This is a genomic window from uncultured Parolsenella sp. (assembly GCF_958346945.1).
GTDB lineage: Bacteria > Actinomycetota > Coriobacteriia > Coriobacteriales > Atopobiaceae > Parolsenella.
Genome location: NZ_CATVTL010000014.1, coordinates 1 through 23,832, shown reverse-complemented (window position 1 = coordinate 23,832; position 23,832 = coordinate 1). Strand labels below are relative to the sequence as shown.

Sequence of the window (23,832 nt, the reverse complement as noted above, 5' to 3'; positions counted from 1 at the left end):
GTGCCCAACGCGACTAAACAGGCGTCCCAGAGGGCCAAGATAGTCGCGGTAGACACGCAAAGCCCAAGGGTTGTCGCAATAGGCACGCGAAAGCCCGCGCGAGCAGGGCAGCGGCGCACGCAAGGACCACTCCACCCCTCGCCCCGCAGCGACCGTACCGGCAGCCCCAAGACGGCCACATCGAGCCGTACGGGTAGAATGGGCATGCAAACCAGAGCAACCCACACATATATGTATGCGACAAGGGAGAGAAACATGGCAGACAACCAGGCGGGCGTCGCTCAGTTCGAGCTCAGCGACCTCGCACGCGTGCACCACCTCATCGGCGTCGTCTCGGGCAAGGGGGGCGTGGGCAAGTCGCTCGTCACGGGCATCCTCGCCCGCGAGCTCAACCGCGCCGGCAAGAGCGTCGCCATCCTCGACGCCGACATCACGGGTCCCTCGATCCCCCACATGTTTGGCATGGCCAACGCCCACGCCACCGCGGCGGACGAACACCTCATCCCCGTCGAGTCCAAGCACGGCATCAAGGTCATGAGCGCCAACCTCGTCCTCGCCGACGAGACGCAGCCCGTCCTGTGGCGCGGGCCCGTCCTGGGCGGCGCCATCCGCCAGTTTTGGGGCGAGACGGCCTGGGGCGACGTCGACTACATGCTCGTCGACATGCCTCCCGGAACCGGTGACGTGGCCCTCACCGTCTTCCAGAACCTGCCCATCGAGGGCATCGTCATCGTCACGAGCCCGCAGGACCTCGTGAGCATGATCGTGGGCAAGGCCGTGAACATGGCCGCCCAGATGCAGATTCCGGTCCTGGGCCTGGTCGAGAACATGAGCTACGCCGTGTGCCCCAAGTGCGGCGAGCACCTGCACGTCTTTGGCGAGAGCAAGCTGCCCGAGGTCGCGGCCCACTACGGCCTGCCGGTCCTGGGCACCCTACCCATCGACCCCGCCATCGCGGCCGCCTGCGACGCCGGCACCTTTGAGGACGACCTGCCCGAGGGCCTGCTGCCCGACGCGGTGGCCCTCGCCCTCGACCTGCCCGAGCTCGAGGTATCCGAGCAGGAGCCCCAGGGCCCCGAGCCCACGATGGCCGAGCGCGCGGCCGCAGCGGCTGCCGCCTACAAGGCCAAGAAGGCCGCCGATGACGCGGCTGCCACCAGCGCAGACACCGTCGACGTCACCCCGCGCGAGGTCTAGCGTGGCGGGCGGCCGAGGAAAGCAGAGCAAGCAACACGGAGCCGGCGCCGCTCGCGCCCGCGAGCGCGAGCGGCTCGAAGCGGCAGCGGCGGGCGTAGCCTTGCCCGCACGTGCGAGCGTGTGCGTCATCGGTGGCGGAGCGGCAGGCCTCGCCGCCGCCATCACGGCCGCCGAGCTGGGCGCGCAGGTCGTCGTGCTCGAACGCGCGCTCGAGTGCGGCCGCACGATCCTTGCCACCGGCAACGGCCGCTGCAACTTCGCAAACGTCGACCTCGACCCGTCAAACTACAACAAACCCAAGCTCGCGGCCCGTGTCATGGGCGAGAAGGACGCAGCACTCGGGAGCATCCTCTCGTTCTTCTCGGCATCGGGGCTTGCCTGGGCCGAGGAGGACGGTAGGCTCTACCCCGTGAGCCGCCAGGCAGCGAGTGTGCGCAATGTGCTGCTCGCCCGGGCGCACGCGGCAGGCGTCGTGCTCGCCGGCGGCCGCGAGGTCGCGAGCGCCAGACGCAACGCCCGCGGATGGCGCGTCAACGGCGCGCAGACCTGGGACGGCCGCCCTTTCGAGCTCGAGGCAGACGCCGTGGTGCTCGCAAGCGGCGGCGCCACGAGCGGCCTTGCCCGCACGCTGGGGCTTCGCATCGTAGACGAGTCGCCCGTGCTGTGCGGCGTGGCCGCACAGGGCCCCGTACCCGGCATGCTCGAGCGCCTGAGCGGCAGGCGCGCGCACGCCCTCGCCACGCTCACCCGCGCGGGGCGCGTCGTGCACCGCGAGGCCGGCGAGGTGCTCTTCCGCCCCTACGGCATCTCGGGCATCGTCTCGTTCAACCTCTCGCGCCACGCCCGCCCCGGCGACCAGCTCGAGCTCGACCTGGCACCCGCAGTGGACGCTCGCACGGTCGACGAGCTCGTGGCACGCCGTCCCGGCCAGCCAGGCGCGCTCGACGGCATCCTCGACCCGCAGATTGCCTCCGAGCTCATCGAGCTTGCGGGCGGCGTTCACATCTCGGGCCTCGCCTGGCGCGTGGCCCCACTCGTGAAGGGCCTGCCCCTGCGTGTCACGGGCCTTGCGGACGCCGAGCACGCGCAGGTCACGCGCGGCGGCATCAACGTGGGGCAGGTCGACCCTAACACGCTCGCCTGCGCGGGCGCCCCCGGGCTCTTTGCCTGCGGCGAGACGCTCGACGTCGACGGCGCCTGCGGCGGCTACAACCTCGCCTGGGCCTGGGCCAGCGGCATGCGCGCCGGCACGTCGGCCGCCCGTCTCGCACAAGAGACGGACGAGAGACGCTCTTCAGACAAGACCGTGCGCGCCGCAGAGGCCGAGAGGGACGCCAGGGCGAAGCGCGCCAACACCAAGCGCGATGCGTCCGTCACAGCCGTCGGCACCGCAGCCACCGAGCACGCCAGCACCGCGCCCGCGCCCCACTCCCCCGCCAAACTCGCCCTCGAAGGGAAGCTCTCGTGATCGAGATTTCCAACATCAAGCTCTACCTCGACAAGCTCGACGGAACGCCGCAGGACGAGCGCGCCCAGCTGCGCGCCGCGGTCCTGCGCCGCCTCCACGTGGCGCCCGACGAGGTCACGGGCGTCGAGCTGCGCCGCCGCTCCATCGACGCGCGCAAGAAGAGCGCCGTGCACCTCACCTGCACCGCGCGCGTCTCGCTGCGCGGAGGCCAGGCGGCCGAGGAGCGCCTGCTCGCCCGCCTCGCGCGCCGTCGCGACGACCGCGGGGTGCGCCAGGTCGTGGCCTCGACGCCTCGCCTTCCCTCGCCCATCCGGGGCAGCTACGACATCCGCCCCGTCGTGGTGGGCGCGGGCTGCGCGGGCCTGTTCTGCGCGCTCGCGCTCGCAAACGCCGGCCTCGAGCCGCTGCTGGTCGAGCGCGGCGACGACGCCGCGCGCCGCGAGCAAGCCGTGGCCCGCTTCAGCGAGACGGGCGAGCTCGACGCCGAGAGCAACATCCAGTTTGGCGTGGGCGGCGCCGGCACCTTCTCTGACGGCAAGCTCACCACGGGCACCAAGAGCCCGCTGCACCGCCTCGTCCTCGACACGTTCATCGAGGCGGGAGCGGCCGAGAGCATCGCCTGGGACGCCAAGCCCCACATCGGGTCCGACGTGCTCCCCGGCGTGGTCGAACACATCTGCGCGCGCATCCGCGAGCTGGGCGGCGAGGTCGCCACCCGCACGAGGCTCGTGGGAATCGACTGGGAGGGTGGCACGGCAACGCCGCGCGTGGCCGGCGTGAGGCTCGCCACCACGAGCGAGGGCGGCATCGTGAGCGAGCGCCACGTGCCCACGAGCAGGCTCGTGCTCGCCTGCGGCCACTCGGCCCGCGACGTGTTCTCGCTGCTGCGCGACGCCGGCGTGACCCTCGAGCGCAAGACGTTCGCGATGGGCGTGCGCATCGAGCACCTGCAGGCAGACATCGACCGCGCCCAGTACGGCCCGGCCGCGGGGCACCCCAGCCTGGGCGCCGCCCCCTACAAGCTCGTGAGCCACCTACCCAGCGGCCGCAGCGCCTACTCGTTCTGCATGTGCCCCGGCGGCTACGTCGTGGCCGCGGCAAGCGAGCAGGGCGGCGTGGTCACGAACGGCATGAGCCTCGCGGCGCGCGCGGGCACCAACGCCAACTCGGGCCTGCTCGCGAACGTGCTTCCCACGGACCTTGCGGGAGACGACGTCCTCGCGGGCGTTGAGCTGCAGCGCCAGTGCGAGCGCGCGGCCTTCGAGCTGGGCGGGGGCGGCTTCGTGGCGCCCGCGCAGCTCGTGGGAGACTTCCTGGCGCGCCAGCCGTCGAGCGCAGCGGGGCGCGTGGCGCCCACCTACCCGCGCGGCGTGGCCTGGGGTGCCCTCGACGCGTGCCTGCCCGCCTACATCAGCGATACCCTGCGCGCCGCCATCCCCGACATGGCCCACCACCTGCGCGGATTCGACGACGCCGAGGCCGTGCTCACCGGCATCGAGAGCCGCTCGAGCTCGCCGGTGCGCGTCACGCGCGGGGCAGACCTCCAGAGCGTAAGCCACGCGGGCCTCTACCCGGCCGGCGAGGGCGCGGGCTACGCGGGCGGCATCATGAGCGCCGCGACCGACGGCCTGCGCGTGGCCCAGGCGCTCATCGACAGCATCGAGAACTAGGGCGAGAGGGATGAGAGGCGCGAGAAGGGCGCCGCGAGCGCTCGCTACGCCTCGTTCTTCTCGGCAGCGTTTTCGCTGGCAGAGGGTGCGGTGGCGGCACCCTCGCCCTTCTCGGTATCGCTAAGGGAGGCAGGCAGTAGCGCAAGGATGCGCGAGCCAAGCGACTCGGCCTCGTCCGTCTCGGTGCCATCCTCGCCCGCATCGGCCGGGGCGCTGTCTTCATCTGAGCCGGACTCGCTGCCGGGCAGCAAGTCGCGCACGAGCGCGCCCACCGTCTTGAGCATGAAGCGGCGAGTCTCGGGGTCCATGTCGGCGAGATGGGCGGCCATCGCGGGCAGCGAGGTGCGCCAACGCTCGCGGGCCTCGGCCATGGTGGTGGCATTCGTTGCACCCAGCAGGCCAAACAGCTCGCTCGTGAAGCGATCGCGCTCGGCGGGCGTGCGGCCGCAGATCCAGTCGTTGAGGGCGGCGTCAACGTGGCGCGCACCTGCGGACAGGCCCTCCACCTCGACAAACGACTGGCCCTCGACCACCCAGGAGAACGGGTCGTGCTGGAAGATCCCCACGCTCGTGCTGCGGACCACCGAGTAGTCCTCCTGATTCTCGAGCATCATGCCCACCACCGAGCTCTGCGGCAGGGTCTTGTCGACGCGCCCTGCGATGGCGCAAAAGCCCTCGCTGGCCAGGAACTCAGCGTCAAAGCCAGGGCCGTCGTGCGAGTAGACGCGCGAGACGCGCTCGCGAATCTCGACAGGCGCCTCGGCGGCGGCGTAGACGGCGAGGTTTCCGCCCTTGGAGTGGCCGCCCAACACGAGTGGGGCGCCCGGGCAGGCCTCGGCCGCGTCGAGCAGGTAGAGGAAGGCCTCGGCCTGGGCCGGCACGGGACGCGCAAAGGTCATGTTGAAGTCCTCGCGCCAGCCGTCAAAGGTGGCATCGGTGCCGCGAAAGGCCAGATAGGCGGTACCATCGTCGAGCAAGAGGGTCACGGCGGCGAACTGCTTGGGCCACTCGGGGTCGGTTGTGTCGCGTCTCAGCCTAAAGCCGCCCACGCGGATGTCGCGAAAGCGCGGGCTTGCGGCCATGGCCTGCAGCAGGCGGCGGCAACTCTCGGGGTCCCACAGGTCAAAGAGGCCGTCGAAGCACTCGGCGCGCAGGGCGTCGCGCAGGCGCGGGGCGGCGGCAGACGTGATGTCCCAGCCGTCGAACTGGCCGCCAAGCGCCTCGAGCCTAAAGTTCGAGAACCACGAGAGCACGAGGCTGTCGGGCGCGCAAAGGGGCCGCTCGGCAAAGGTGTCGAGGTTGTTCTCGACATAGGTGCAGATGTTTTGCTTCTCGAGAATCCCGCTGCCTTGGGCCATGACGCTTCCCTCCCCGGCTCGCCTATGATGTTCTCAGCATACCCTCCCGGATGAGGCGAAGGGACAGCCCCTTCGACTCACACGTCTCATCGCCTACCCAGATTGGAGAGCCATGGCCTACGCAGACCTCACGCTAGCGCGCTACTCGTGCCGCAGCTACACCAACGAGCCCGTCTCGAGCGCGGACCTCGACCTCATCGTCGAGGCCGGCCGCATCGCCCCTTCCGCCTGCAACAAGCACCCCACGCGCGTGCTCGTGTGCAACACGCCCGAGCGCCTCGCCGCGGCCGCCAGCGCCCAGCCGCGCTTCGAGCGCGACGGCAGCGTCTTTGGCGCCCCTCTCGTCCTCGTCGTCTGCACGGTCGAGGGCCAGGCCTGGACCCGCCGCGCCGACGGCCTCTCTGCCGCGACCATCGACTCGTCGATCGCCTGCGACCAGATGATGATGCAGGCCACCGAGCTGGGCCTGGGCACCTGCTGGGTCTGTGCCTTTGACCCGTCCGTCGCCGCACAGGCCCTCGCCCTTCCCGAGGGCGTCTACCCCCACCACATGCTCGCCATCGGCCACGCCGCCGACACGATCGCCGCGCCCGACGCCCGCGCCGCCCGCACCATCCCCACAGCCGACTTCCTCCTGTAGCCCAGCGTGACGGAAGGACGTGCCTACTGTCACGCCGCAAGCGGGACAAAAGGCGCGTCCCTCTGTCCCGGCTCGGTAAAATCGCAGGTAGATGCCACACGCAACCGCTAGTTGACACACAAGCGGCAAAGTTCAAACCAGAGTTGGTGTCGCAACCGGGCGCGCCCGCCTAGCATCTGGGCCATCGACCACCGCGGGCTCGCCCCGCCCTACGCAAAGGACCGTCATGGACGTTCAGATCGCAAGCAGGCTCGCCAACCGCCGCCGCGAGGCGGGACTCTCCCAGGAGGCGCTCGCCGCCAAGCTCGACGTGAGCCGCCAGGCCGTCTCGAAGTGGGAGCGCTCCGAGGCCTCGCCCGACACCGACAACCTCATCGCGCTGGCCGCGCTCTACGGCGTCACCCTCGACGAGCTGCTCTACGGCACGGACGAGCAGGGCAGCGGCTCGGCCGAGCCCGAGGCGAACACCACCGAGGCCACCGATGCCGAGCAGGGCGACGGCCCCGACGACGCCGCGTGCAAGGCTGCCGACCACACGCAAAACGCCGACGCCGCAAGCGATACCGACGGTGCCGCCGACGCCAGCTCCAGCGCCTCGTCCAAGGACCACGTGAGTATCGGTTGGGACGGCATCCACGTCTCGAAGCCCGGCGAGGAGGTCCACGTGAGCTGGGACGGCATCCACGTGGACGACGAGGCAAAGAATGAGCACGTGCATATCGACCGCAAGGGCCTGCACGCGCAAGACGCAAAGGGCCACAGCGTCGAGTCCGACGGGGCCGGCGGCGTCATCGTCGACGGCGTGAACTACGCGAGCTGGCGCGAGGCGCGCGAGAAGCTCGGGCCAGACCTGGGCAGCACGAGCCCGTTTCTGCGCACGTGGAACCGCATCCCCTACGGCGCGTTCGTGGCGATCGTCGTGGTGGTGCTCGGCCTTTCCACAGGCACGTGGCTGCCGGCGTTGCTGCTGCTCACGATACTCATCTACCATGCCCTGGGCCGCTCGATCGACCGCCGCTCGCTCGTGCCGCTCATGAAGAGCCTCATCGCCATGGGCCTGCTCGCCTGGGTCATCTGGATGTGCGCCACCCACCTGTAGCAGCGGCCCGCGAGCGTGTCGCAGGGTCGCCCACCAACGCGAGAAGCCATAAATCTCGTTGACACCACGCGGACGGCCGCGTATCATCCCCTGCAGAAATTACAGCGGGCCACGTCCCGGCCAACGCAGGCCGCACGGCTCCACTCAACGCGGGCCACACGGTCCCGCCCAACACGGGCCACACGGTCCCGCCCCATCAACCCCAAGGAGGTGCGCCATGAGCGACGGTTCCAGTCACAGTTGCCAACTCATTCTCGTCCACAACATGGGCATGGCGCGCGTCCTCGGGAAGGCGCGCGCCGCACGCAGGTAGCCGCCGCACGCGCTCGCGCACGGCCGGCTCGCCGTGCGTAGCCCGGGGCCGCCGCCAGCCGGCCACCCCACGCAAGTCCCGGGATTGCGAGGTGCGCCATGACGCTGCGCAACCTCTTCCTCCGCCTTGTCGCCCGCCACGACAACACCACCAGCACCAACGCAAACGCCCCCAAGGCATGCGCCGGCCAGCTCGACTGGCTGCGCCACGCCGCGTCCGCGCCCGCCGCAGACCTCCTCGCCGAGCTCAACACCACCGAAGGGGGCCTCGACAGCGCGAGCGTCGACACCGCCCGCGAGCTCTGGGGCGCAAACGCCCAGGCCCACGCCACCGCGCGCCCGCTTCCGCTGCGTCTCGCCGCGGCCTTCGCCGACCCCTTCACCTACATCCTCGTGCTCATTGCGGCCGTCTCGGTCCTCACCGACTGGGCCTTCGCCGCCCCCGGCGCGCGTGACCTCACCACCCCGCTCATCATCGGCGCCATGGTGCTTGTCTCGGGCGTCCTGCGCTTCATCCAGGACGAGAAGAGCGCCGCGGCTGCCAGCTCGCTTGCCGAGCTGGTCGAGACCTGCGCCAACGTCGAGCGCGACGGAGACGGCGGCAACGAGACCCCCGTCGACGAGATCGTCGTGGGCGACGTCGTGCACCTCTCCTCGGGCGACGTCGTGCCCGCAGACCTGCGCATCATCGCCGCGCGCGACCTGTTCGTGAGCCAGGCCTCGCTCACCGGCGAGTCCGACCCGGTCGAGAAGAGCGCCACGCCCCTCTCGCCCACCACGGCCAGCGAGCCCGCCAACGCCGCCGTCACCGACCTGCCCACACTCGCGCTCATGGGCTCGACCGTCATCTCCGGCCACGGCCGCGGCGTGGTCGTGGCGACCGGCGCGCGCACCATGTTTGGCGAGGCCACGGGCATGCTCGCGGGACGTCGCCGCACCACCGCAACCGACCGCGGCATCGCCGCCACGAGCCGCCTGCTCATGCGCCTCATGCTCGTCGTCCTGCCCGTCGTGTTCGTCATCTCGAGTGTCACGAAGGGCAACTGGGTCGACGCGTTGCTCTTCTCGCTGTCCGTGGCCGTGGGCCTCACGCCCGAGATGCTGCCGATGCTCGTGACCACCTGCCTGGGCAAGGGCGCGGTCGACCTGTCGGGCGAGCAGGTCATCGTGAAGCGCCTCGACGCCGTGCAGGACCTCGGCGGCATCGACATCCTGTGCACCGACAAGACCGGCACCCTCACCGAGGACCGCATCGTCCTCGAGCGCTACCTCAACGTCGCCGGCCAGGAGGACGCGCGTGTGCTACGCCAGGCCTTCCTCAACAGCTACCTCTCGACGGGCGTCAAGAACCTCATCGACAACGCCATCATCGACCGCGCCCGTGCCGAGGCCGCAGCCGCCAGCGGGGCACGCGGCAACGCGGCCGAGACGGGCGACCTCGCCGCCGGCCGCTACGCCATCGACGAGCTGCCGTTCGACTTCGAGCGCCGCCGCGTGTCCGTGGTGGTGGGAGACGAGCGGGGCCGCACCGCCATGATCACCAAGGGCGCCATCGAGGAGGTGCTCGCCATCTGCAGCGCGGTCGAGGTCGATGGCACGGCAAGGCCACTCGACAGCGCGCTCGCGGCGCAGGTCACGGCACGCGCCGAGGCGCTCGCGAGCGAGGGCATGCGCGTGCTGGGCGTGGCCCGCAAGGACAACCCCACGGGAGGCCGCGCCATCTGCGCCGGCGACGAGCGCGACATGACGCTCGTGGGCTACCTCGCGTTTCTCGACCCGCCCAAGGCAAGCGCCGCGGCGGCCGTCGCCGCGCTCGCGAGCCGCGGAGTTGCCACCAAGGTGCTCACCGGCGACTCGGCGCGCGTGGCCGCGCACGTCTGCGGGCGCATCGGCATCGACGCGAACCACGTGCTCACCGGTGCCGACGTCGAGCGCATGGACGACGCCACGCTGGCCCAGGCCGCGCAGGAGGCGTCCGTCTTCGCCAAGCTCTCGCCCTCCCAGAAGGCGCGCGTGGTGCGCGTGCTGGGCGAGCTCGGCCACTCGGTGGGCTACATGGGAGACGGCGTGAACGACGCCGCGGCCATGCGCGCGAGCGACTGCGCCATCTCGGTCGACTCGGCCGTCGACGTGGCCCGCGAGGCCGCCGACATCATCCTGCTCGAGAAGGACCTCATGGTCCTCGAGCGCGGCATCGAGTTTGGCCGCCGCACGTTCGCCAACATGAGCACGTACGTGCGCCTCACCGTGAGCTCGAACTTTGGCAACATCATCTCGGTACTCGTGGCCGCGGCGGCGCTGCCCTTCCTGCCCATGGGCGCCGTGCAGCTGCTCCTGCTCAACCTCATCTACGACGTCACCTGCTGCGCCATCCCCTGGGATCGCGTCGACGACGAGCGCATCGCCCGCCCCAGCGTGTGGTCGACGCGTGCCACCAAGCGCTTCATGCTGGCCTTTGGCCCCGTGAGCTCGGTCTTTGACATCGTCACGTTTGCGGCGCTGTTCTTCCTCGTGTGCCCCGCGGTGGCGGGAGGTGCCTGGGACGCGCTCGACGAGGCGGGTCGCGCGGCGTTCGTGGGGGCGTTCCAGGCCGGCTGGTTCATCGAGAGCATGTGGACACAGACGCTCGTCATCCACCTGCTGCGCACAGATCGCACGCCCTTCCTCGAGAGCCGCGCAGCGCTTCCGCTGCTTGCGATGGGCGCCGCGGGCGCGGCGCTGGCAACCGCCCTGCCCTTCTCGCCCATGGCCGGGGCGCTGGACTTCGTGGCGCCGGGAGCGGCGTTCTTCCCCCTCCTGCTCGCGATCGTCGCGGGATTTGCGGCATGCGTCCTGCTCGTGCGCAGGTTCGTGAAGGTGGACTAGCGGAGGGGTTACGCCGCGCGACTCGTCTCGCGCGCCAAAGGGACGGGTCCGCCGGCACGCGACTGGGGGTGACGAGCCAGAAGGCCCACCCCCCTTGCACGCCACACCCACCCCTTCGCCGCGCTACACTAGCGCGCGGAAGAATCGGCTCAAACGGGGGGCACCATGGGCATCAACAGGATGACTATCATCGGGCGCGGGGCCATCGGCCTGCTCTACGGCAGCATCGCCGCGGCTACGCTGGGTAGCGACGCCGTCGAGTACGTCATGGACGACGAGCGCTTCGAGCGCCACGCACGCGAGCAGATCCGCGTGCTCGACAAGCCCTGCGACCTGCCCACCGTCCGCGGCAAGGACGCGCACCCCGCCGAGTTGCTCGTCCTTGCCGTCAAGGCAGGTGGCCTCGACGCCGCGCTCGACCTCGCCGCGCCTCTCGTGGAACCCGGCACCCGCATCGTGTCGCTGCTCAACGGCATCACGAGCGAGGACGCCTGCGCTGCGCGCTTTGGCTGGGAGGGCGTCGTGCCCGCCGTGGCGCAGGGCCTCGATGCCACCTACCTCGACCGCAACCTGCGCTACAGCTGCCCCGGCCACATCCACATCGGTGCGGCCGAGAAGACCGCGCCCGAGGCCGTCGCCGACGTCGCCAGCTTCTTTGAGCGCGCAGGCATCCCCCGCATCATCGAGGACGACATCCGCCACCGCCTGTGGGCAAAGCTCATGCTCAACGTGGGCGTCAACCAGACCACGATGGCGTTTGGCGGCACCTACGGCACCGTCACGAGCGACCCCGAGCAGATTCGCTGCTTCGTCGCCGCGATGCGCGAGGTGCGCGCCGTGGCCGCGGCCGAGGGCGTCGAGCTCACCGAGGCCGAGCTCACGGGCATGTTCGAGCTCTGCGCGCAGATGGCGCCCGACGGCATGCCCTCGATGGCCCAGGATCGCGTGATGCGCCGTCCCACCGAGGTCGAGGAGTTCTCGGGCACCATCGTGAGGCTTGGGCACGAGCATGACATCCTCACGCCTCAGAACGAATGGCTCTACCAGCGTATTCGCGAGATCGAGGCCAGCTGGTAGGCAGTCCATAAGATTCGCGCGAGAGGGGTGCGGAGGCGGCAAACACGTCGCTTCCGTGTCCCTCTTATATGGTGAGGGCGCAGCGTCGCCCGCTCTTCTCGGCCACATTGCGGCGGCACCTCGGACCTTGCGAGTCCTTCTCGGCAGCGTCACGCCGCTCGCCCGACCTCGCGTCCTGCGCGCATGGCGGCTCCACGGCGCGCGCCACGAGAATTCTTCTCGGCCGCGTCGCGGCAGCTCACCTGGCGCTCACCAGCCCATCCTATGCTCGCGAGCGCCCCATCGCCCCGACCGCCTCGAACGCATCGCCTCACAAACCCCACGAACGCCCCTCTCGGCAGCAAATTCACTAGAACGCGCAGCTCACGAACTTGAACATCAATCAATGGGCAATCGTTTTCGCACGAGTTTCCAACGCGCTTTTATCGAATATCAAAGATTATTCTTGACAAATCGAGCGCAATGCATTTTCCGAGGTTCCGAGATTAGTTAATCAATTAACAATTTTCGCTAACTAATCGTTTACCTGCACGTTTGCCGATTTCGCGTTGCGCATATGTTAGTCCCTACGATAAAACACTTCCTGTCAAGCAGCCACGCCAAGGCTTGCAAAGGCACCGCAGCGCCTGCGGGCCCAACGTGGCATGGGACCAAGCTGGTCAAAGGAGGAGAACGTGAAGATCGTAGGAGTTAGCGCCTGCACCGTCGGCATTGCTCACACCTACATGGCCAAGAAGGCCATCGAGGACGAGTGCGCCAAGCGCGGCTGGGAGTGCAAGGTCGAGGCCCAGGGTGGTATGGGCATCGAGGACGAGCTCACGCAGGAGGACGTCGATTCCGCGGACCTCGTGATCGAGACGATCGACGTGGGCATCGAGGGCGAGGATCGCTTCGAGGCCAAGGCCGCCGAGGGTCGCCTCTACAAGGTTGGCACCGCCGACGCCATCTCCGATGCCGCCAAGGTGATCGATGACGCCCTGGCCGCCGCCGGCATCGACGCTTCCGCCACTGCCGCCAAGGCCGAGGACGCCAAGCCCGTCGCCACCGCCGCTCCTGGTGGCCCCAAGCCCGCCGAGAAGAAGTCCATCTTCGCCGAGCCGGGCAAGACCCTGCTTAACGCCTTCAACACCGGCGTGAGCTACTTCATCCCCATCGTCGTCATCGGCGGCGTGTTCCTCGCCTTCTCCCTCGCCTCCGGCACCGCCGGCGCGTCGGGCATGGAGGTCACGAACCCGTTCATGGTGTCGCTGAACACCATCGGCATGGCCGGCATCTCGATGATGATCCCGGTGCTCGCCGCCTACATCGCCTACTCGATGGCCGGCAAGCCCGCCCTCGCCCCTGGCTTCGTGCTTGGTTACCTGGTTAACAACGCGGTAACCACCCCGAGCGGCGCCAGCGTCTCCACCGGCTTCCTGGGCGCCATGATCATGGCCGTCATCTGCGGCTACTTCGTCCGCTGGATGAAGACCTGGAAGGTCAACGACACGATCAACACGATCATGCCGATTCTGATCATCCCAATCCTCACCTCGCTCGTGCTCGGCATGGCCTACATCTACATCCTGGCCACCCCGCTCGGCTTCGTGATGGACTGGCTGACCGCCGCGCTCGGCAGCCTGCAGGGCGGCTCCGCCGTCGTCCTCGGCCTCGTCATTGGCGTCATGACCGCGTTCGACATGGGCGGCCCCATCAACAAGACGGCCTCCACGTTCACCATGGCCCTCATGGCCTCCAGCATCTACGGCCCCAACGGCATGTTCCGCGTCGCCGTCGCCGTCCCGCCGCTGGCCTGCGGCATCGCCTCGCTCGTTGCCCGCAACAAGTTCGATGACGCCGACCGCCAGATGGGCATCTCCGCCATCTTCATGGGCTGCATCGGCATCACCGAGGGCGCCATCCCGTTCGCCGTCAAGGACCTGGCCCACACCCTGCCGGGCATCTGCATCGGCTCTGCCGTGGGCGCTGGCCTCGCCGCTTTCCAGGGCATCGACTGCTACGTCCCGCACGGCGGCTTCATCGTGGCCCTTGCCACCAGCAACGTTGGTCTGTTCTGCCTTGACATCGTGATTGGCGCGCTCGTCGGCGCTGCCATCCTCGTTGTCATGAAGCCCAAGCTGGACAGCGCCAAGTAGTCTCGCTTTGCAACACCTGTGGCCCCGTGCGAGAATCTTTCGCACGGGGCTGCCTTGTTTCGCGGAGTGCGCAACGCCTGTGCCCCAATGGTCGGCCCAGCCCGTATCGCCCTCCCCTATAGAAAGGACTCACCATGAGCGGTTTTGTCAACGAGAGCAACATCCTGCTCAACCAGCACGCCACCAGCAAGGAGGAGGCGCTGCGCATCATCGCCGACGTCGCCACCAAGCTCGGCGTCGCCGATGACGCCGATGCCGTCTACCAGGCCTTCCTCGCCCGCGAGGAGATCGACAAGACCGGCATGGTCGACGGCTTTGCGGTGCCGCACTGCAAGAGCACGGCCGTGAAGAACGCCGCCGTCGTCATCTTCAAGAACGACACCGCTCTCGAGTGGCCAAGCCTCGACGACAAGCCCGTCGACATCGCGATGGCCCTGCTCATCCCCGACTCCGAGGCCGGCTCCACCCACCTGCGCCTGCTGTCGAAGGCCGCCATGCTGCTCATGGACGACAACTTCAAGACCAAGCTGCGCGAGTGCAACGACGCCGCCGAGCTCGCCGCCACGCTCAACGTGGAGCTCGTCGCCTAAACGCGCGTCGACGTTGCAACGCACCTAGGAAAGGCGGGAGCGGCCCGAATGGGCCGCTCCCGCCTTCTTTGTTGTTAGCACCCCATAGCCGTGAGCGCAAAAATCGTTGACCGCTGCCTCATGCATTTCCGCAAGCCATCTCTCGCCAGCACTCGCGCTCGCGGCGGTCCTTCTCGTAAACCGCCAACCGTCAAGCCCGCGTGCAGCCAACAGCGCCATTAAGGTCGACACTCGCCTGCCTGAGGTTAGCCAGGATGCAAAACTCGCCCGCTCGAGAAGCGGTTTCGACCCGCTCGCCCGCAATCATCGCCTTCTGATTCAAATAGTTACATCAATTAGGTAACCTAATCCGAACTCAAAGAGTAGCCAGCGGATTCCCCTCTGCTTATCAGGCATTTTCATGCCCTGTGCGCCTACCTACTTAGGCATCCCCGAAGTAGGTTACCTAATTGGTGCACTTTTTATTAAGGGAGAATCTATGGAAGGCATCATTTGCGGCCCCTCGGCACTCAGCTGCCTCAGGACACCACCCCAAGTGCTCGACTTGCTGCCAAGCATCCCCATCTCACAAGACCGGGCAACGCAGACATTCATATCGACAAGTCCAGCCTTTAAAGAACTCTTTGGCGAAACGGTTCATACACTCGTCTCAAGCGTCAGCGAACACACCAACGCCAAGCACATCAAGCAGCATCTTTGGTCGGGACCACTGCCACCGCAGGCAACTATAGATGACCCCGCCGTTGGCACCGTGACGTCTCCCCTGCTCACGCTCCTCACGCTCGCGCAGTACTGCACAGACATCGAGCTTGCCATGATCATGCACGAGTTCTGCGGCGAGTTCGTCGTCTACCGCCCGTCAGACGAGGTCGAGAAGGTCCTCCCTAAGACCAACGACGCGCGTCTGGCGTACGGCTGGGAGCGGGCGCCCTCAAAGGACAAGAGGCCCTCGAGCCTCTGGCAGCGCAGCCACCTCGTCGAGCCCCACGAGCTCGCGAGCTTTGCGCGCGAAGTGCGCGGTCATCGCGGGGCGCGCCGTTTCGAACGGGCAGCAGCGATGCTTCAGGGCGTCACACTTTCGCCCCTCGAGGTGCGAACAGCCCTGCTCATGGGCCTGCCACGCACGCTGGGCGGCCGCGGCATCAAGATCGAGACCAACGCGACCATTCGCTTCACGCAAGCGGCGAGCAAGATCGCCCATCGCAGCTACTGCATCGCAGACATCCTCATAACCTCGCCAGACGGCACGCACGTCGTCGACGTCGAGTGCCAGGGCGCGAGCGTCCACGACGGCATCGAGGCCAGGATCTCCGACGCCGACCGCACGACGGCGCTCGAGTCGATGGGCGTGAGCGTTATCCTCGTCAGCCATGACCAAATCGCGAGCCACGACAGCTTCAACGTGGTCATGGACCTCGTCGAGCGCGAGCTGGGGCAGCGCCTCCCCGCCCAGACCAGTCGCATGGTCAAGAGCGAGGAGGCGCTGCGAGGAGACCTGTTTCAGGAGTGGGAGACGCTCGGGATGGCCCAGAACGATGGCAAGGTCGACGCCTCCGCCCGAACCAGGGCCGAGGCAAAGGCAAAGGCAAAGGCCAGGGACGGAGCCAAGGCCGCAGCCAAGCCGGGCACCCCAAAACACAAGGCCGAGAAGAACGCCGTCGCGGCAACAGAGGCCAAGGCCAAGGAGACAACCATGGCCAAACCCAAGCAGACCCCCAAGCGCTAGCTACTCAGCCAGGGCAAACGCAAAGGCGAACGAGCCGGGGCCGCAGTGCGAGGTGATGACGTTCTGCGTGTCATACCAGCGAACCTCGGAGAAGCCCAGCTCGTGCACGCGCTTCTCGGCAGCCTGCTGAATCGCGAGCGGCAGGCCGCACGAGCGCACCAGGAAGGCCGTCGAGGTGTCGGGTGTGCCCTGCACCAGCAGGTGGTCGATGAGGCCAAGGGCGCACGGCTCCATCTTGCCGCGCAGCTTCTTGGTGGCCACCAGGCGGCCGTCAATGAGCTCGATAATGGGCTTGATGCGCAGCAGCGTGGCGCCCACGAAGGCGGCGTTGGACAGGCGGCCGCCGGCGCGCAGGTAACCCAGGTCGCCGGGAATAAAGCCCATGCGCACGCGGCGAGCGTAGGCCTGAGACCACTCGAGCAGCTCGGAGATCGTGATGTCGGGGTTAGCGGCGAGGTGCTCGGCCGTCTTGCGCACCACGAGGCCAAGGCCAATGGTCACGTGCGCGGAGTCGAACATCGAGATGTAATCGCGGCCCTCGGCGGCCGTGCGGGCGCTCTCGAACGAGCAGGTCGTCACCGCGGAGTAGGCGATGTAGAGGATGTGGGCGTCGGGGCGCTCGGCGTGGATGCAGTCGAAGACGGCCGCAAAGTCGGCGGGCATGCTGCCGCTCGTGTGGGGAAGAACGCCCAGCTGGCGGCACTCCTCGAGCATCTCGGCGGGGTCGAGCGAGCCGTCGTCGATCGTGACGTCGCCGATGGAGACATGCATGGGAACGATCTCGACGCCAAGCTCCGCGGCCTCGGCGGCACTGATGTCGCTTCCCGACTCGGTGACGATGACGATGTTGCTCATGGGATCCCCCTGTCCTCAGCCGCGACGCGGCACGGTAAAGCGAGCGGCACGACGGCGCCGGCACGTTCACGATTGACATAAAACCGCACGTAACAGCCCCAAAACTGTCACGTGCTGATAATTGTTGCACAGGCGAGCCGTCTCTATGTTCGATAACCAGGTGTAAAGCTGGAGAACGGTAGCAGGCATCCCTATGCCACGAAGACCCGGGACGAGAAGAGCGAGAGGGGTCAGGCCGAAAAGGGCGGCCCCGCCGAGAAGGCAAGGCCCTCCCGAATCGGGGGCGGGTATGGCATCAGAGCCCCAGAGCAAGTTTTCTGCCTGCGACAATAGCCAAGAGGGGCAGAAGAAGGTGTGGCGCGAGTGGAGAGGCGTCCAGGGGGTCGCAGTGGCCCAAGGAACACCGGCGCCGCTATCCGATATGCCGCGTAGGCCATCTCGCATAGAGCGGCCCCTTTGTGCGGGATCGGCCACTTCGCATTTGTCCCACTTTACGCGAGGATCGGCTAGTTCGTACCGCCCCACTATGTGCGAGGACCGGCCCACTCGTGCTCGTCCCCACTAAGTGCAGGATCGGCCCGCCCACACTGTCCCCATGCATCGCCCCTACATACCAAAAGAGGCCGGAACCACTTGGTTCCGGCCTCGGCAATTTGGTGGGCGTTACAAGATTTGAACTTGTGACCTCTTCCGTGTCAGGGAAGCGCTCTCCCCCTGAGCTAAACGCCCGAAGCTTGGGGTGCGCGTTTCGGCGCGAGGAATAATATACTGAAGCTTCTGCCCCCACGCAACCCCAAATCTCAACTTTTTTTGATTTGCTCGAAAAAGTTTGAGAAAGGCGAGGTAGATGCACCGTCAGCCTCAAAAGGCCGCAGCATTCTCGCACTCACGTCCTCAAGATGGGGCATGCCGCGCCCCATGGAGTGCGGCATGGTGGCGCCCACGCTCGCCATACGCTGCACTACGCGGCCACCCGCGCACCCACGCGGCCAGCGAGCCACGCGCCTCACACACTTGCGCAACCCGCGAGCCGCACCCCAAAGCGCCTACTTGTTGGGCTCCAGATCCTCCCCCACCACAAGGTTCTGGAACCGGTTCTCGATGAACTGGTCCGAGAAGTGCGCGTCAACGTACTCGTCCACCGGGTTCGCCGGCGGAATTCCCAGGTCCCTCTGCGCCTTGCGGTAGAAGCAGAACACCGTCGCGAGCATGTCCACGATGAGAAACGCCGTCATGAGCGCCACGAGGATCACCTGCAGGCGACTCGTGGGCTCACCGATGCGGTAGATCACCTCGGGCATAACCACGCGGCACCAGATGAGCCCGATGACGCCCCACGCAAAAATGAAGCGCCACGCAATCCACTGGGTGATCGCGTCGGGCAGGCCAAGGTAGGTCCAGGACTGCGCATGGAAGAGGTTCTCCATGAGCATGCCCGTCGTCTGCTCCAGGCCACCACCGAGCAGCGCGGAGAGCACAAAGACCTGCCCCATGGGCGCCTTGCGGAAGTTCCACAGCACCATCGTGAGCAGGCACGCCCCAAAGCCGTACAGCGGCGAGAACGGGCCCCACACGAGACCTACGCGCAGCTCGGTGCGCCCCGATGACACGAACATCCACACCATCTCGAGCACGAGTCCCGCCACGCTCGCCACCATGAAGATAATCACGTAGTGGTAGAACCCCGGCCGCATGTGGTCGAGGTAGTCCTCGCGCACCGCGGAGCGGGCCTCCTTGAGCGCCTGGACCTGCTCGGTCGAGAGCTTGGGCTTGGGCTGAGTCTTGAGGTCCGCGTAGGCTGGGTCATGGCTCTTGTGTGCCCTGCGGCGCCGCGCGCGGTCGAGAATGACCTTGTCGGCGGCCTCGGTGAGCTCCTCGGGCACCTTGCCGCGCCGAGCCAGCACGCGGAAGCTGCGACCGCGCGCGAAGCGGTAGCCCACCATGCGCGCAAGGTACTGCACGAGCACGTAGACGAGCCCTATGAGCGCGAGAAGAATCAGGACGTTGAGCAAGGGAGCCCCTCACGAGACGGACGGCGCGAACGGACCCGCGCGCCAAGCCCTCCACAGGATGGCCGTTGGCGCGCCGGCTCTACCCCTATGGTATCCAAAAAAGAAACGACCCAACCGAAGCGATTGGGTCGTACGAATTAGATGGAGGCGACGCCCAGATTCGAACTGGGGGTAGGGGCTTTGCAGGCCCATGCCTTACCACTTGGCCACGTCGCCATTGAAAAAGGGCCGGCCGGATGGCCGGCCCCGCATTCACATGGAGCGGACAACGGGGCTCGAACCCGCGACCCCCACCTTGGCAAGGTGGTGCTCTACCAACTGAGCCATGTCCGCGTGCGAGAAGATAGTATACGGAAAAGATTGCACGTTGCCAAGAGAAATCTTTGACGAATTATGGCAGCATGATTTGGGGCCTAGAAGAGCGACGCGGCAAGCAGCGTTTGATTTAGAGAAGTGCTGCACAGAAGTCCGCCCCACTCCCCGAGCACCCACATTTACGCGCTCGGCCATCGAGTACCCCCATCGAGCACCCGCTATTACGCGCTAGATGGTCTCGCGGTACGTAATAGCGGGTGCTCGATGATTTAAGGGACGTAAAAGTGGGTGCTCAGGGATTCGGACGCGCAAGCAAAGCAGGGCAATGAAGCGAAAAAGCTACAACCGCGCTTGAGCACACATGCAGGTCACCAATCGCGCAGGCGCCCGAAACGTGCTCGATAGGTAACAGATAGGCCCCGGCGAGCCATGGCCTCCCCACGGCTCACGAGGCGCACATACCTGATAGGTAACAAAAAAGCCCCGGCGAACCGGGGCTCTCAAATTCATGGAGCGGACAACGGGGCTCGAACCCGCGACCCCCACCTTGGCAAGGTGGTGCTCTACCAACTGAGCCATGTCCGCGTGCGAGAAAGTACTATACGCAAACTCCAGCCCTCGCGCAACATCATTTTCGAAAAAAATTTGAGCGTTTCTCAAAGTCGCAGGTCAACAGCGCGAGAAGGGCAAAACCTCAAAACCCAGTCCGGGTCAGATGGCTACCGCCCGACCAGCAGCCCTGACGCCACGAGGCGTCGCAACCCTCGCCCACGTCCCGACTGCGTCCCCGCGCCACCGCGCCATCGCAGTCCTCGCCCGCGCCCCGCTGCGCCCTCGCGTCATCGCAGCCCGCGCTTACATCCCCGCGACGCGCTCCCCCGCCATCGGCGTGATGAGCTTCACGAGGCGCACCACGGTTCCCGCCCCGTTTGCCTTGCGGCCAATCTCGACCGAGTCCGCAAGCATCCGCATGAGCTTGATGCCGCGCCCGCGCTCGAGGTCCCCGCTCGTCTCGTCAGAAAGATCGGCCGCGTCCTCGGCGCCGTCGCCGGACCTGGTGGGGTCGAACCCGTCGCCGCAGTCGGCCACCTCGACCACCGCGCGGTCCGCGTAGACCGACACCGTGAGCAGCACGCCCTCGGCACTCGTGTGGTCAATCGCGTTACCCAGCGCCTCGCCGCCCGCGAGCGTCATGTCGAACACCTCGTCGGGCGTGAGGCCCGTCTGCGTGAGCAGCTGCTCGACGCGCCCGCGCGCCATCGACAGGCGCGACGGGTCGACCCGCATGGTGCCGTGCCACAGCGGCCGCACCGTGGGGTCGAGCGCGGGGATGGGCGGCTTGGGGCCCGCGCCCGTGACAGGCACGAAGTCGACCAGGCGGCAGATCACGAGCGAGCGATAGACCGACGCGCTGACGTTGACGAGCGACAGCAGCCCGCCAAGCTCGCGCAGCCGGCGCGCCTCTGAGAAGATGAGGCTCATGCCCAGGCTGTCGACGTAGGACGCCTGTGCCATGTTGAGGATGACGCGGCGGCACCCGCCCACGATGCGCTCGTCGATGTAGGGGCGCAGCCGCGCGACGCAGCTCACGTCGAGGTCGCCCTCGACGGGAATCACGAGTATGTCGTCAGCGTTAGTCATAGGGGCATTTTGCCCACGCGACCGCCGCTCTAACGCGCGAGCGCCCACGTTGACCGCAAACGGCACGCAGAAGGCCTCTCAGGGCGCGAGAAGGACGTCAGGCAGGCACGGCCAGCAACGGGCACGCGTCGCTCGCACCCGCACTGCGGCCTGCGCACCACACACCATCGCCGCACGCGTCGCCCCACGGCGCCGCCCTAACCCAGCTCGTCGAACCGCAACGTCACCATCGCGACGTCGTCGTCAAGGCTGCGTCGCGTGAACGAGTCGATGCGTACCAGCAGGCGGTCGAGCAGCCCCTCGTCGGACCCGCTCGCCTCCTCCATCACCGCGTCACGCAAGCCCTGCTCGCCAAAGAAGGCGCCGTGCGGGTCGCGTGCCTCGGTCACGCCGTCGGTGTAGAGCAGCAGGCGGTCGCCCACACGCAGGCGCACGTGGCCGTCGTGGTAGCTCATCGCCTTGAACGCACCCACCACGCCCGACTGCTCATCGAGGGTGAACATCTCGCGCGGCTCGGCGCGCAGGAAAATCGCGGGCGGGTGGCCCGCCGAGCAGTACGTGAGGGTCGCACGCTGCAGGTCGACGATGCCCACGAACATCGTGGCGAACGTCTCGAGACGCGAGAACCCCAGCAGGAAGTTGTTGAGCAAGCGAATCATGCGCGCGGGCGGCTGACCCTCCCACGCGTAGGCACCGAGCGCCGTCTTGACGGCGGCCGAGACGCTCGCGGCCTCAACGCCCTTGCCCGAGACGTCGCCCAAAATCACGCAGGCGCGGCGGTTGGGCAGGCGGATGAGGTCGTAGAAGTCGCCGCCCACGAGGGCCGCCTCGGTGGCCGACGAGTACAGCCCGTGGGCCGTGATGCCCTCGATGTGCTGCAGCTCGTTTCTCATGCCGCTCTGCAGCGCCTGCGAGATGCGCGTGTCCTTGATGCGGCGCTCTCCCGCCTCCGCGGCCTGGCGCACGTCGATGGCCACGCGGCGCAGAAAGTCGAGCTCGTCGGAGTCGATGGGCTCGGCACCGGCGTCACGCAGCACGAGGAAGCTGCGGCGCTCGCCGCCAAGCTCGCCCAGGTCGAGAAGGACGCCCGTGTCGTCGCAGCCCGAGACCTCGAGGGCCTCCACGAGCGCGCGGCTGCGCTCGATGGGCACCACAGCGATGCCCGCATCGGCGCGGGCGCTCACGAGCTCGTCTATGCCCGCGAGGATCGTGACCTCGCCCAGACCGGGCAGGTCGGCCACGCACGTGTCGTTGAAGCTCTTGCAGATGAGGGGCACAAGCGTCACGTCGAGTTCCTTGCACAGGGCGTCAGTGAGGGGCGTGAGGTCGCCCTCGGGCGGGCGCGGGTCGTTCTCGACAATGTCGTGCAGGCGCTGGGCCAGGTCGTCGAGGCGCTGGGCGCGCTCGGCGCGCATCGAGGAGATGGCGGCCGCGAACTCGATCGAGAGGTACTGCGAGACCGAGTCGAGCAGGCGCGCGTCGTCGCGGCGCGAGGGGCGGGCCTCGGCCCAGCCCACCTCGATGATCGCGATGACGTGGCCGCCAAACCAGACGGGCACGCAGATGAGGCTCGCGAACGGCGGCACCTGGCGGGCCGGTATGCGGCAGCGTGCGCCTGACTCCTCATCGAGAAGGTCGCGCGTGGTGAGGGCGCCGGCGCGCAGGCTGCGCTCGGAGGGTGGCAGCAGGCGCAGGCGCAGCGCGTGGCCCGCGCGGGTCACAAGCGTCTCGAGGCCCTCGCCATAGGCCATGAACTGTGGGGCGCGGGCGGCGTCGATGCGCAAGGTGGTGGCACTCAGGCGGTAGCCGCTCGCCTCGGCAATGAAGAGCAGGGCGCCGTGGGCGTCCAGGGTGTCAGTCATTTGCTCGAGGACGTCGCGGAAGAGCGTCTCGAAGTCGTTGGCGTCGATGGTGTCGAGGATGATGCGCAGCGTGCCCGAGAGGCGACGGTTGGCAAGCGAGAGCTCGTCGAGCAGGCGGTCGTGCTCGCGCTCGGCGGCGAGCATCCTGTCGACGGGACGAATGACGAGGACGTAGGTCTCGCCCGGGGCGCTCGCGCGGTCGCAGCGTGCGGTGACCATGGTGGCCCCACCCGAGGCCAGGCGGCACGATATCTCGGCAAGCGAGCCGTCGGCGGGCAGCAGTGGGATGAGCCCCGCGGCGTCGTGGGGACGCGAGGGGTCAAAGAGGATGTCGGCGACGTTTGCGCCCGCGAGCTCGTCTTGGGAGAGCTCGGTGAGCAAGGCCGCCTGCGCGTTGGCGGTGAGGATGGTGCCGTTTGCGTCGAGGGTGAGCACCGCGTCGGAGGTGAGCTCCATGAGGGTGGCGAGCACGCCGGGAACGGCCGCGGCGCCCACGCGCTCGACGCGCGACAGGGCCGCCTGCGAGGGGCGGGTGGCCCGCGTGGTCGAGAGGGACGACGAAGCGCCGTTGTTGGTGGCTGCGGAGAGGCCGGAATCATCGGAAGCCACGAAAGACCCCTTCCCTCGTGAACTACCCCTAGATAGCAAAAACGGGCCCGAAGGCCCGTGTATTTGCTGGTGTCGGAGGCGGGACTTGAACCCGCACGACCTTTTAGTCAGTCACTAGCACCTCAAGCTAGCGCGTCTGCCAATTCCGCCACTCCGACTTGTCAGTTGCGCTTTCGCGCGAGAAAGAATATACACCGGTTACCTAGCGATGTGCAAGCACGATTTCAAAATTTCTTGCAATTTAGCCAAAGTCGTATCTCTAGCTGGGGTTTTAACGAGTACTTCTTGGCAACGCGAGGATGGCTCGTCGCTGCAGCCCCCAACCGCACCCACTCCGGACCGCACGCCCCTCCCCGCAGCCTCGGCTGCACGCGGTTGGGCCTAGTGCATCCGCCAATCGC

15 protein-coding genes and 5 tRNA genes are annotated in these 23,832 nt (G+C 67.6%); 10 read left to right on the top strand and 10 right to left on the bottom strand.

All coding sequences use genetic code 11. From position 1 onward, the window contains the following. The first annotated feature begins 255 nt into the window (after positions 1 to 255). The 3 genes from Q3866_RS07155 to Q3866_RS07145 are packed head-to-tail and all read left to right on the top strand — an operon-like array spanning position 256 to position 4,335. A complete protein-coding gene (locus Q3866_RS07155; protein WP_301830685.1) occupies positions 256 to 1,197 on the top strand; it encodes an Mrp/NBP35 family ATP-binding protein in 942 nt (313 codons plus the stop codon). Further along, on the top strand, positions 1,142 to 2,665 hold the full coding sequence (locus Q3866_RS07150) for an aminoacetone oxidase family FAD-binding enzyme (protein WP_301830684.1): 1,524 nt from the start codon (positions 1,142 to 1,144) through the stop codon (positions 2,663 to 2,665). Before Q3866_RS07155 ends, Q3866_RS07150 begins: the two co-directional genes overlap by 56 nt. Further along, positions 2,662 to 4,335 (top strand): NAD(P)/FAD-dependent oxidoreductase, encoded by a 1,674-nt coding sequence (locus Q3866_RS07145; protein ID WP_301830683.1) that lies wholly within the window; start codon positions 2,662 to 2,664, stop codon positions 4,333 to 4,335. The genes Q3866_RS07150 and Q3866_RS07145 overlap by 4 nt, the downstream gene beginning before the upstream one ends. Before the next feature lie 44 nt (positions 4,336 to 4,379). Here Q3866_RS07145 and Q3866_RS07140 read toward each other — a convergent pair whose 3' ends face one another. After that, entirely contained in the window at positions 4,380 to 5,693 is a 1,314-nt protein-coding gene (locus tag Q3866_RS07140; protein ID WP_301830682.1) for an Mbeg1-like protein, read from the bottom strand. A 112-nt stretch (positions 5,694 to 5,805) separates the two neighbouring features. Between Q3866_RS07140 and Q3866_RS07135 the strand changes: the two genes are divergently transcribed. From Q3866_RS07135 to Q3866_RS07105, 7 genes are all read left to right on the top strand, one after another. Next, positions 5,806 to 6,333: a nitroreductase family protein gene (locus Q3866_RS07135; RefSeq protein WP_301830681.1), complete on the top strand. Its 528-nt coding sequence runs from the start codon at positions 5,806 to 5,808 to the stop codon at positions 6,331 to 6,333. Between the two features lie 226 nt (positions 6,334 to 6,559). Further along, positions 6,560 to 7,432: a helix-turn-helix domain-containing protein gene (locus Q3866_RS07130; protein ID WP_301830680.1), complete on the top strand. Its 873-nt coding sequence runs from the start codon at positions 6,560 to 6,562 to the stop codon at positions 7,430 to 7,432. A 411-nt stretch (positions 7,433 to 7,843) separates the two neighbouring features. Next, positions 7,844 to 10,609, top strand: a complete 2,766-nt coding sequence (gene mgtA / locus Q3866_RS07125; RefSeq protein WP_301830679.1) for a magnesium-translocating P-type ATPase — start codon at positions 7,844 to 7,846, stop codon at positions 10,607 to 10,609. Between the two features lie 165 nt (positions 10,610 to 10,774). Then, positions 10,775 to 11,686: a ketopantoate reductase family protein gene (locus tag Q3866_RS07120; protein ID WP_301830678.1), complete on the top strand. Its 912-nt coding sequence runs from the start codon at positions 10,775 to 10,777 to the stop codon at positions 11,684 to 11,686. 674 nt (positions 11,687 to 12,360) lie between these two features. After that, positions 12,361 to 13,821 (top strand): PTS fructose transporter subunit IIC, encoded by a 1,461-nt coding sequence (locus tag Q3866_RS07115; RefSeq protein ID WP_301830677.1) that lies wholly within the window; start codon positions 12,361 to 12,363, stop codon positions 13,819 to 13,821. Between the two features lie 134 nt (positions 13,822 to 13,955). Continuing rightward, on the top strand, positions 13,956 to 14,411 hold the full coding sequence (locus tag Q3866_RS07110; protein ID WP_293674257.1) for a PTS sugar transporter subunit IIA: 456 nt from the start codon (positions 13,956 to 13,958) through the stop codon (positions 14,409 to 14,411). Between the two features lie 751 nt (positions 14,412 to 15,162). Continuing rightward, a complete protein-coding gene (locus Q3866_RS07105; protein WP_301830676.1) occupies positions 15,163 to 16,137 on the top strand; it encodes a hypothetical protein in 975 nt (324 codons plus the stop codon). Here the strand turns inward: Q3866_RS07105 and Q3866_RS07100 are convergent, their stop codons facing one another. The 9 genes from Q3866_RS07100 to Q3866_RS07060 all read right to left on the bottom strand — a co-directional run bounded on the left by Q3866_RS07100 (position 16,138) and on the right by Q3866_RS07060 (position 23,589). After that, positions 16,138 to 16,992, bottom strand: a complete 855-nt coding sequence (locus Q3866_RS07100) for a DegV family protein (RefSeq protein WP_301830675.1) — start codon at positions 16,990 to 16,992, stop codon at positions 16,138 to 16,140. Between the two features lie 654 nt (positions 16,993 to 17,646). Beyond that, positions 17,647 to 17,721: transfer RNA gene (locus Q3866_RS07095), tRNA-Val, on the bottom strand. A 317-nt stretch (positions 17,722 to 18,038) separates the two neighbouring features. After that, complete coding sequence (locus tag Q3866_RS07090) at positions 18,039 to 19,004, bottom strand: putative ABC transporter permease (protein WP_301830674.1); 966 nt, start codon at positions 19,002 to 19,004, stop codon at positions 18,039 to 18,041. 142 nt (positions 19,005 to 19,146) lie between these two features. Further along, a tRNA-Cys gene (locus Q3866_RS07085) sits at positions 19,147 to 19,220 on the bottom strand. Positions 19,221 to 19,261: 41 nt separating this feature from the next. Further along, a tRNA-Gly gene (locus Q3866_RS07080) sits at positions 19,262 to 19,337 on the bottom strand. A gap of 491 nt (positions 19,338 to 19,828) precedes the next feature. Then, positions 19,829 to 19,904 (bottom strand) — tRNA-Gly (locus Q3866_RS07075). A gap of 270 nt (positions 19,905 to 20,174) precedes the next feature. Continuing rightward, entirely contained in the window at positions 20,175 to 20,960 is a 786-nt protein-coding gene (locus tag Q3866_RS07070; RefSeq protein ID WP_301830673.1) for an anti-sigma factor antagonist, read from the bottom strand. 197 nt (positions 20,961 to 21,157) lie between these two features. Beyond that, complete coding sequence (locus tag Q3866_RS07065) at positions 21,158 to 23,431, bottom strand: SpoIIE family protein phosphatase (RefSeq protein ID WP_301830672.1); 2,274 nt, start codon at positions 23,429 to 23,431, stop codon at positions 21,158 to 21,160. 67 nt (positions 23,432 to 23,498) lie between these two features. Further along, a tRNA-Leu gene (locus Q3866_RS07060) sits at positions 23,499 to 23,589 on the bottom strand. Positions 23,590 to 23,832: the final 243 nt, after the last annotated feature.

What these genes read in the sequence shown, in the direction of transcription:
- Q3866_RS07155 (WP_301830685.1), top strand. Translation starts at nt 256, where the DNA reads ATGGCAGACAACCAGGCGGGCGTCGCTCAGTTCGAGCTCAGCGACCTC.
- Q3866_RS07100 (WP_301830675.1), bottom strand. Translation starts at nt 16,992, where the DNA reads ATGAGCAACATCGTCATCGTCACCGAGTCGGGAAGCGACATCAGTGCC.
- Q3866_RS07140 (WP_301830682.1), bottom strand. Translation starts at nt 5,693, where the DNA reads ATGGCCCAAGGCAGCGGGATTCTCGAGAAGCAAAACATCTGCACCTAT.
- Q3866_RS07110 (WP_293674257.1), top strand. Translation starts at nt 13,956, where the DNA reads ATGAGCGGTTTTGTCAACGAGAGCAACATCCTGCTCAACCAGCACGCC.
- Q3866_RS07135 (WP_301830681.1), top strand. Translation starts at nt 5,806, where the DNA reads ATGGCCTACGCAGACCTCACGCTAGCGCGCTACTCGTGCCGCAGCTAC.
- Q3866_RS07120 (WP_301830678.1), top strand. Translation starts at nt 10,775, where the DNA reads ATGGGCATCAACAGGATGACTATCATCGGGCGCGGGGCCATCGGCCTG.
- mgtA (WP_301830679.1), top strand. Translation starts at nt 7,844, where the DNA reads ATGACGCTGCGCAACCTCTTCCTCCGCCTTGTCGCCCGCCACGACAAC.
- Q3866_RS07150 (WP_301830684.1), top strand. Translation starts at nt 1,142, where the DNA reads ATGACGCGGCTGCCACCAGCGCAGACACCGTCGACGTCACCCCGCGCG.
- Q3866_RS07070 (WP_301830673.1), bottom strand. Translation starts at nt 20,960, where the DNA reads ATGACTAACGCTGACGACATACTCGTGATTCCCGTCGAGGGCGACCTC.
- Q3866_RS07130 (WP_301830680.1), top strand. Translation starts at nt 6,560, where the DNA reads ATGGACGTTCAGATCGCAAGCAGGCTCGCCAACCGCCGCCGCGAGGCG.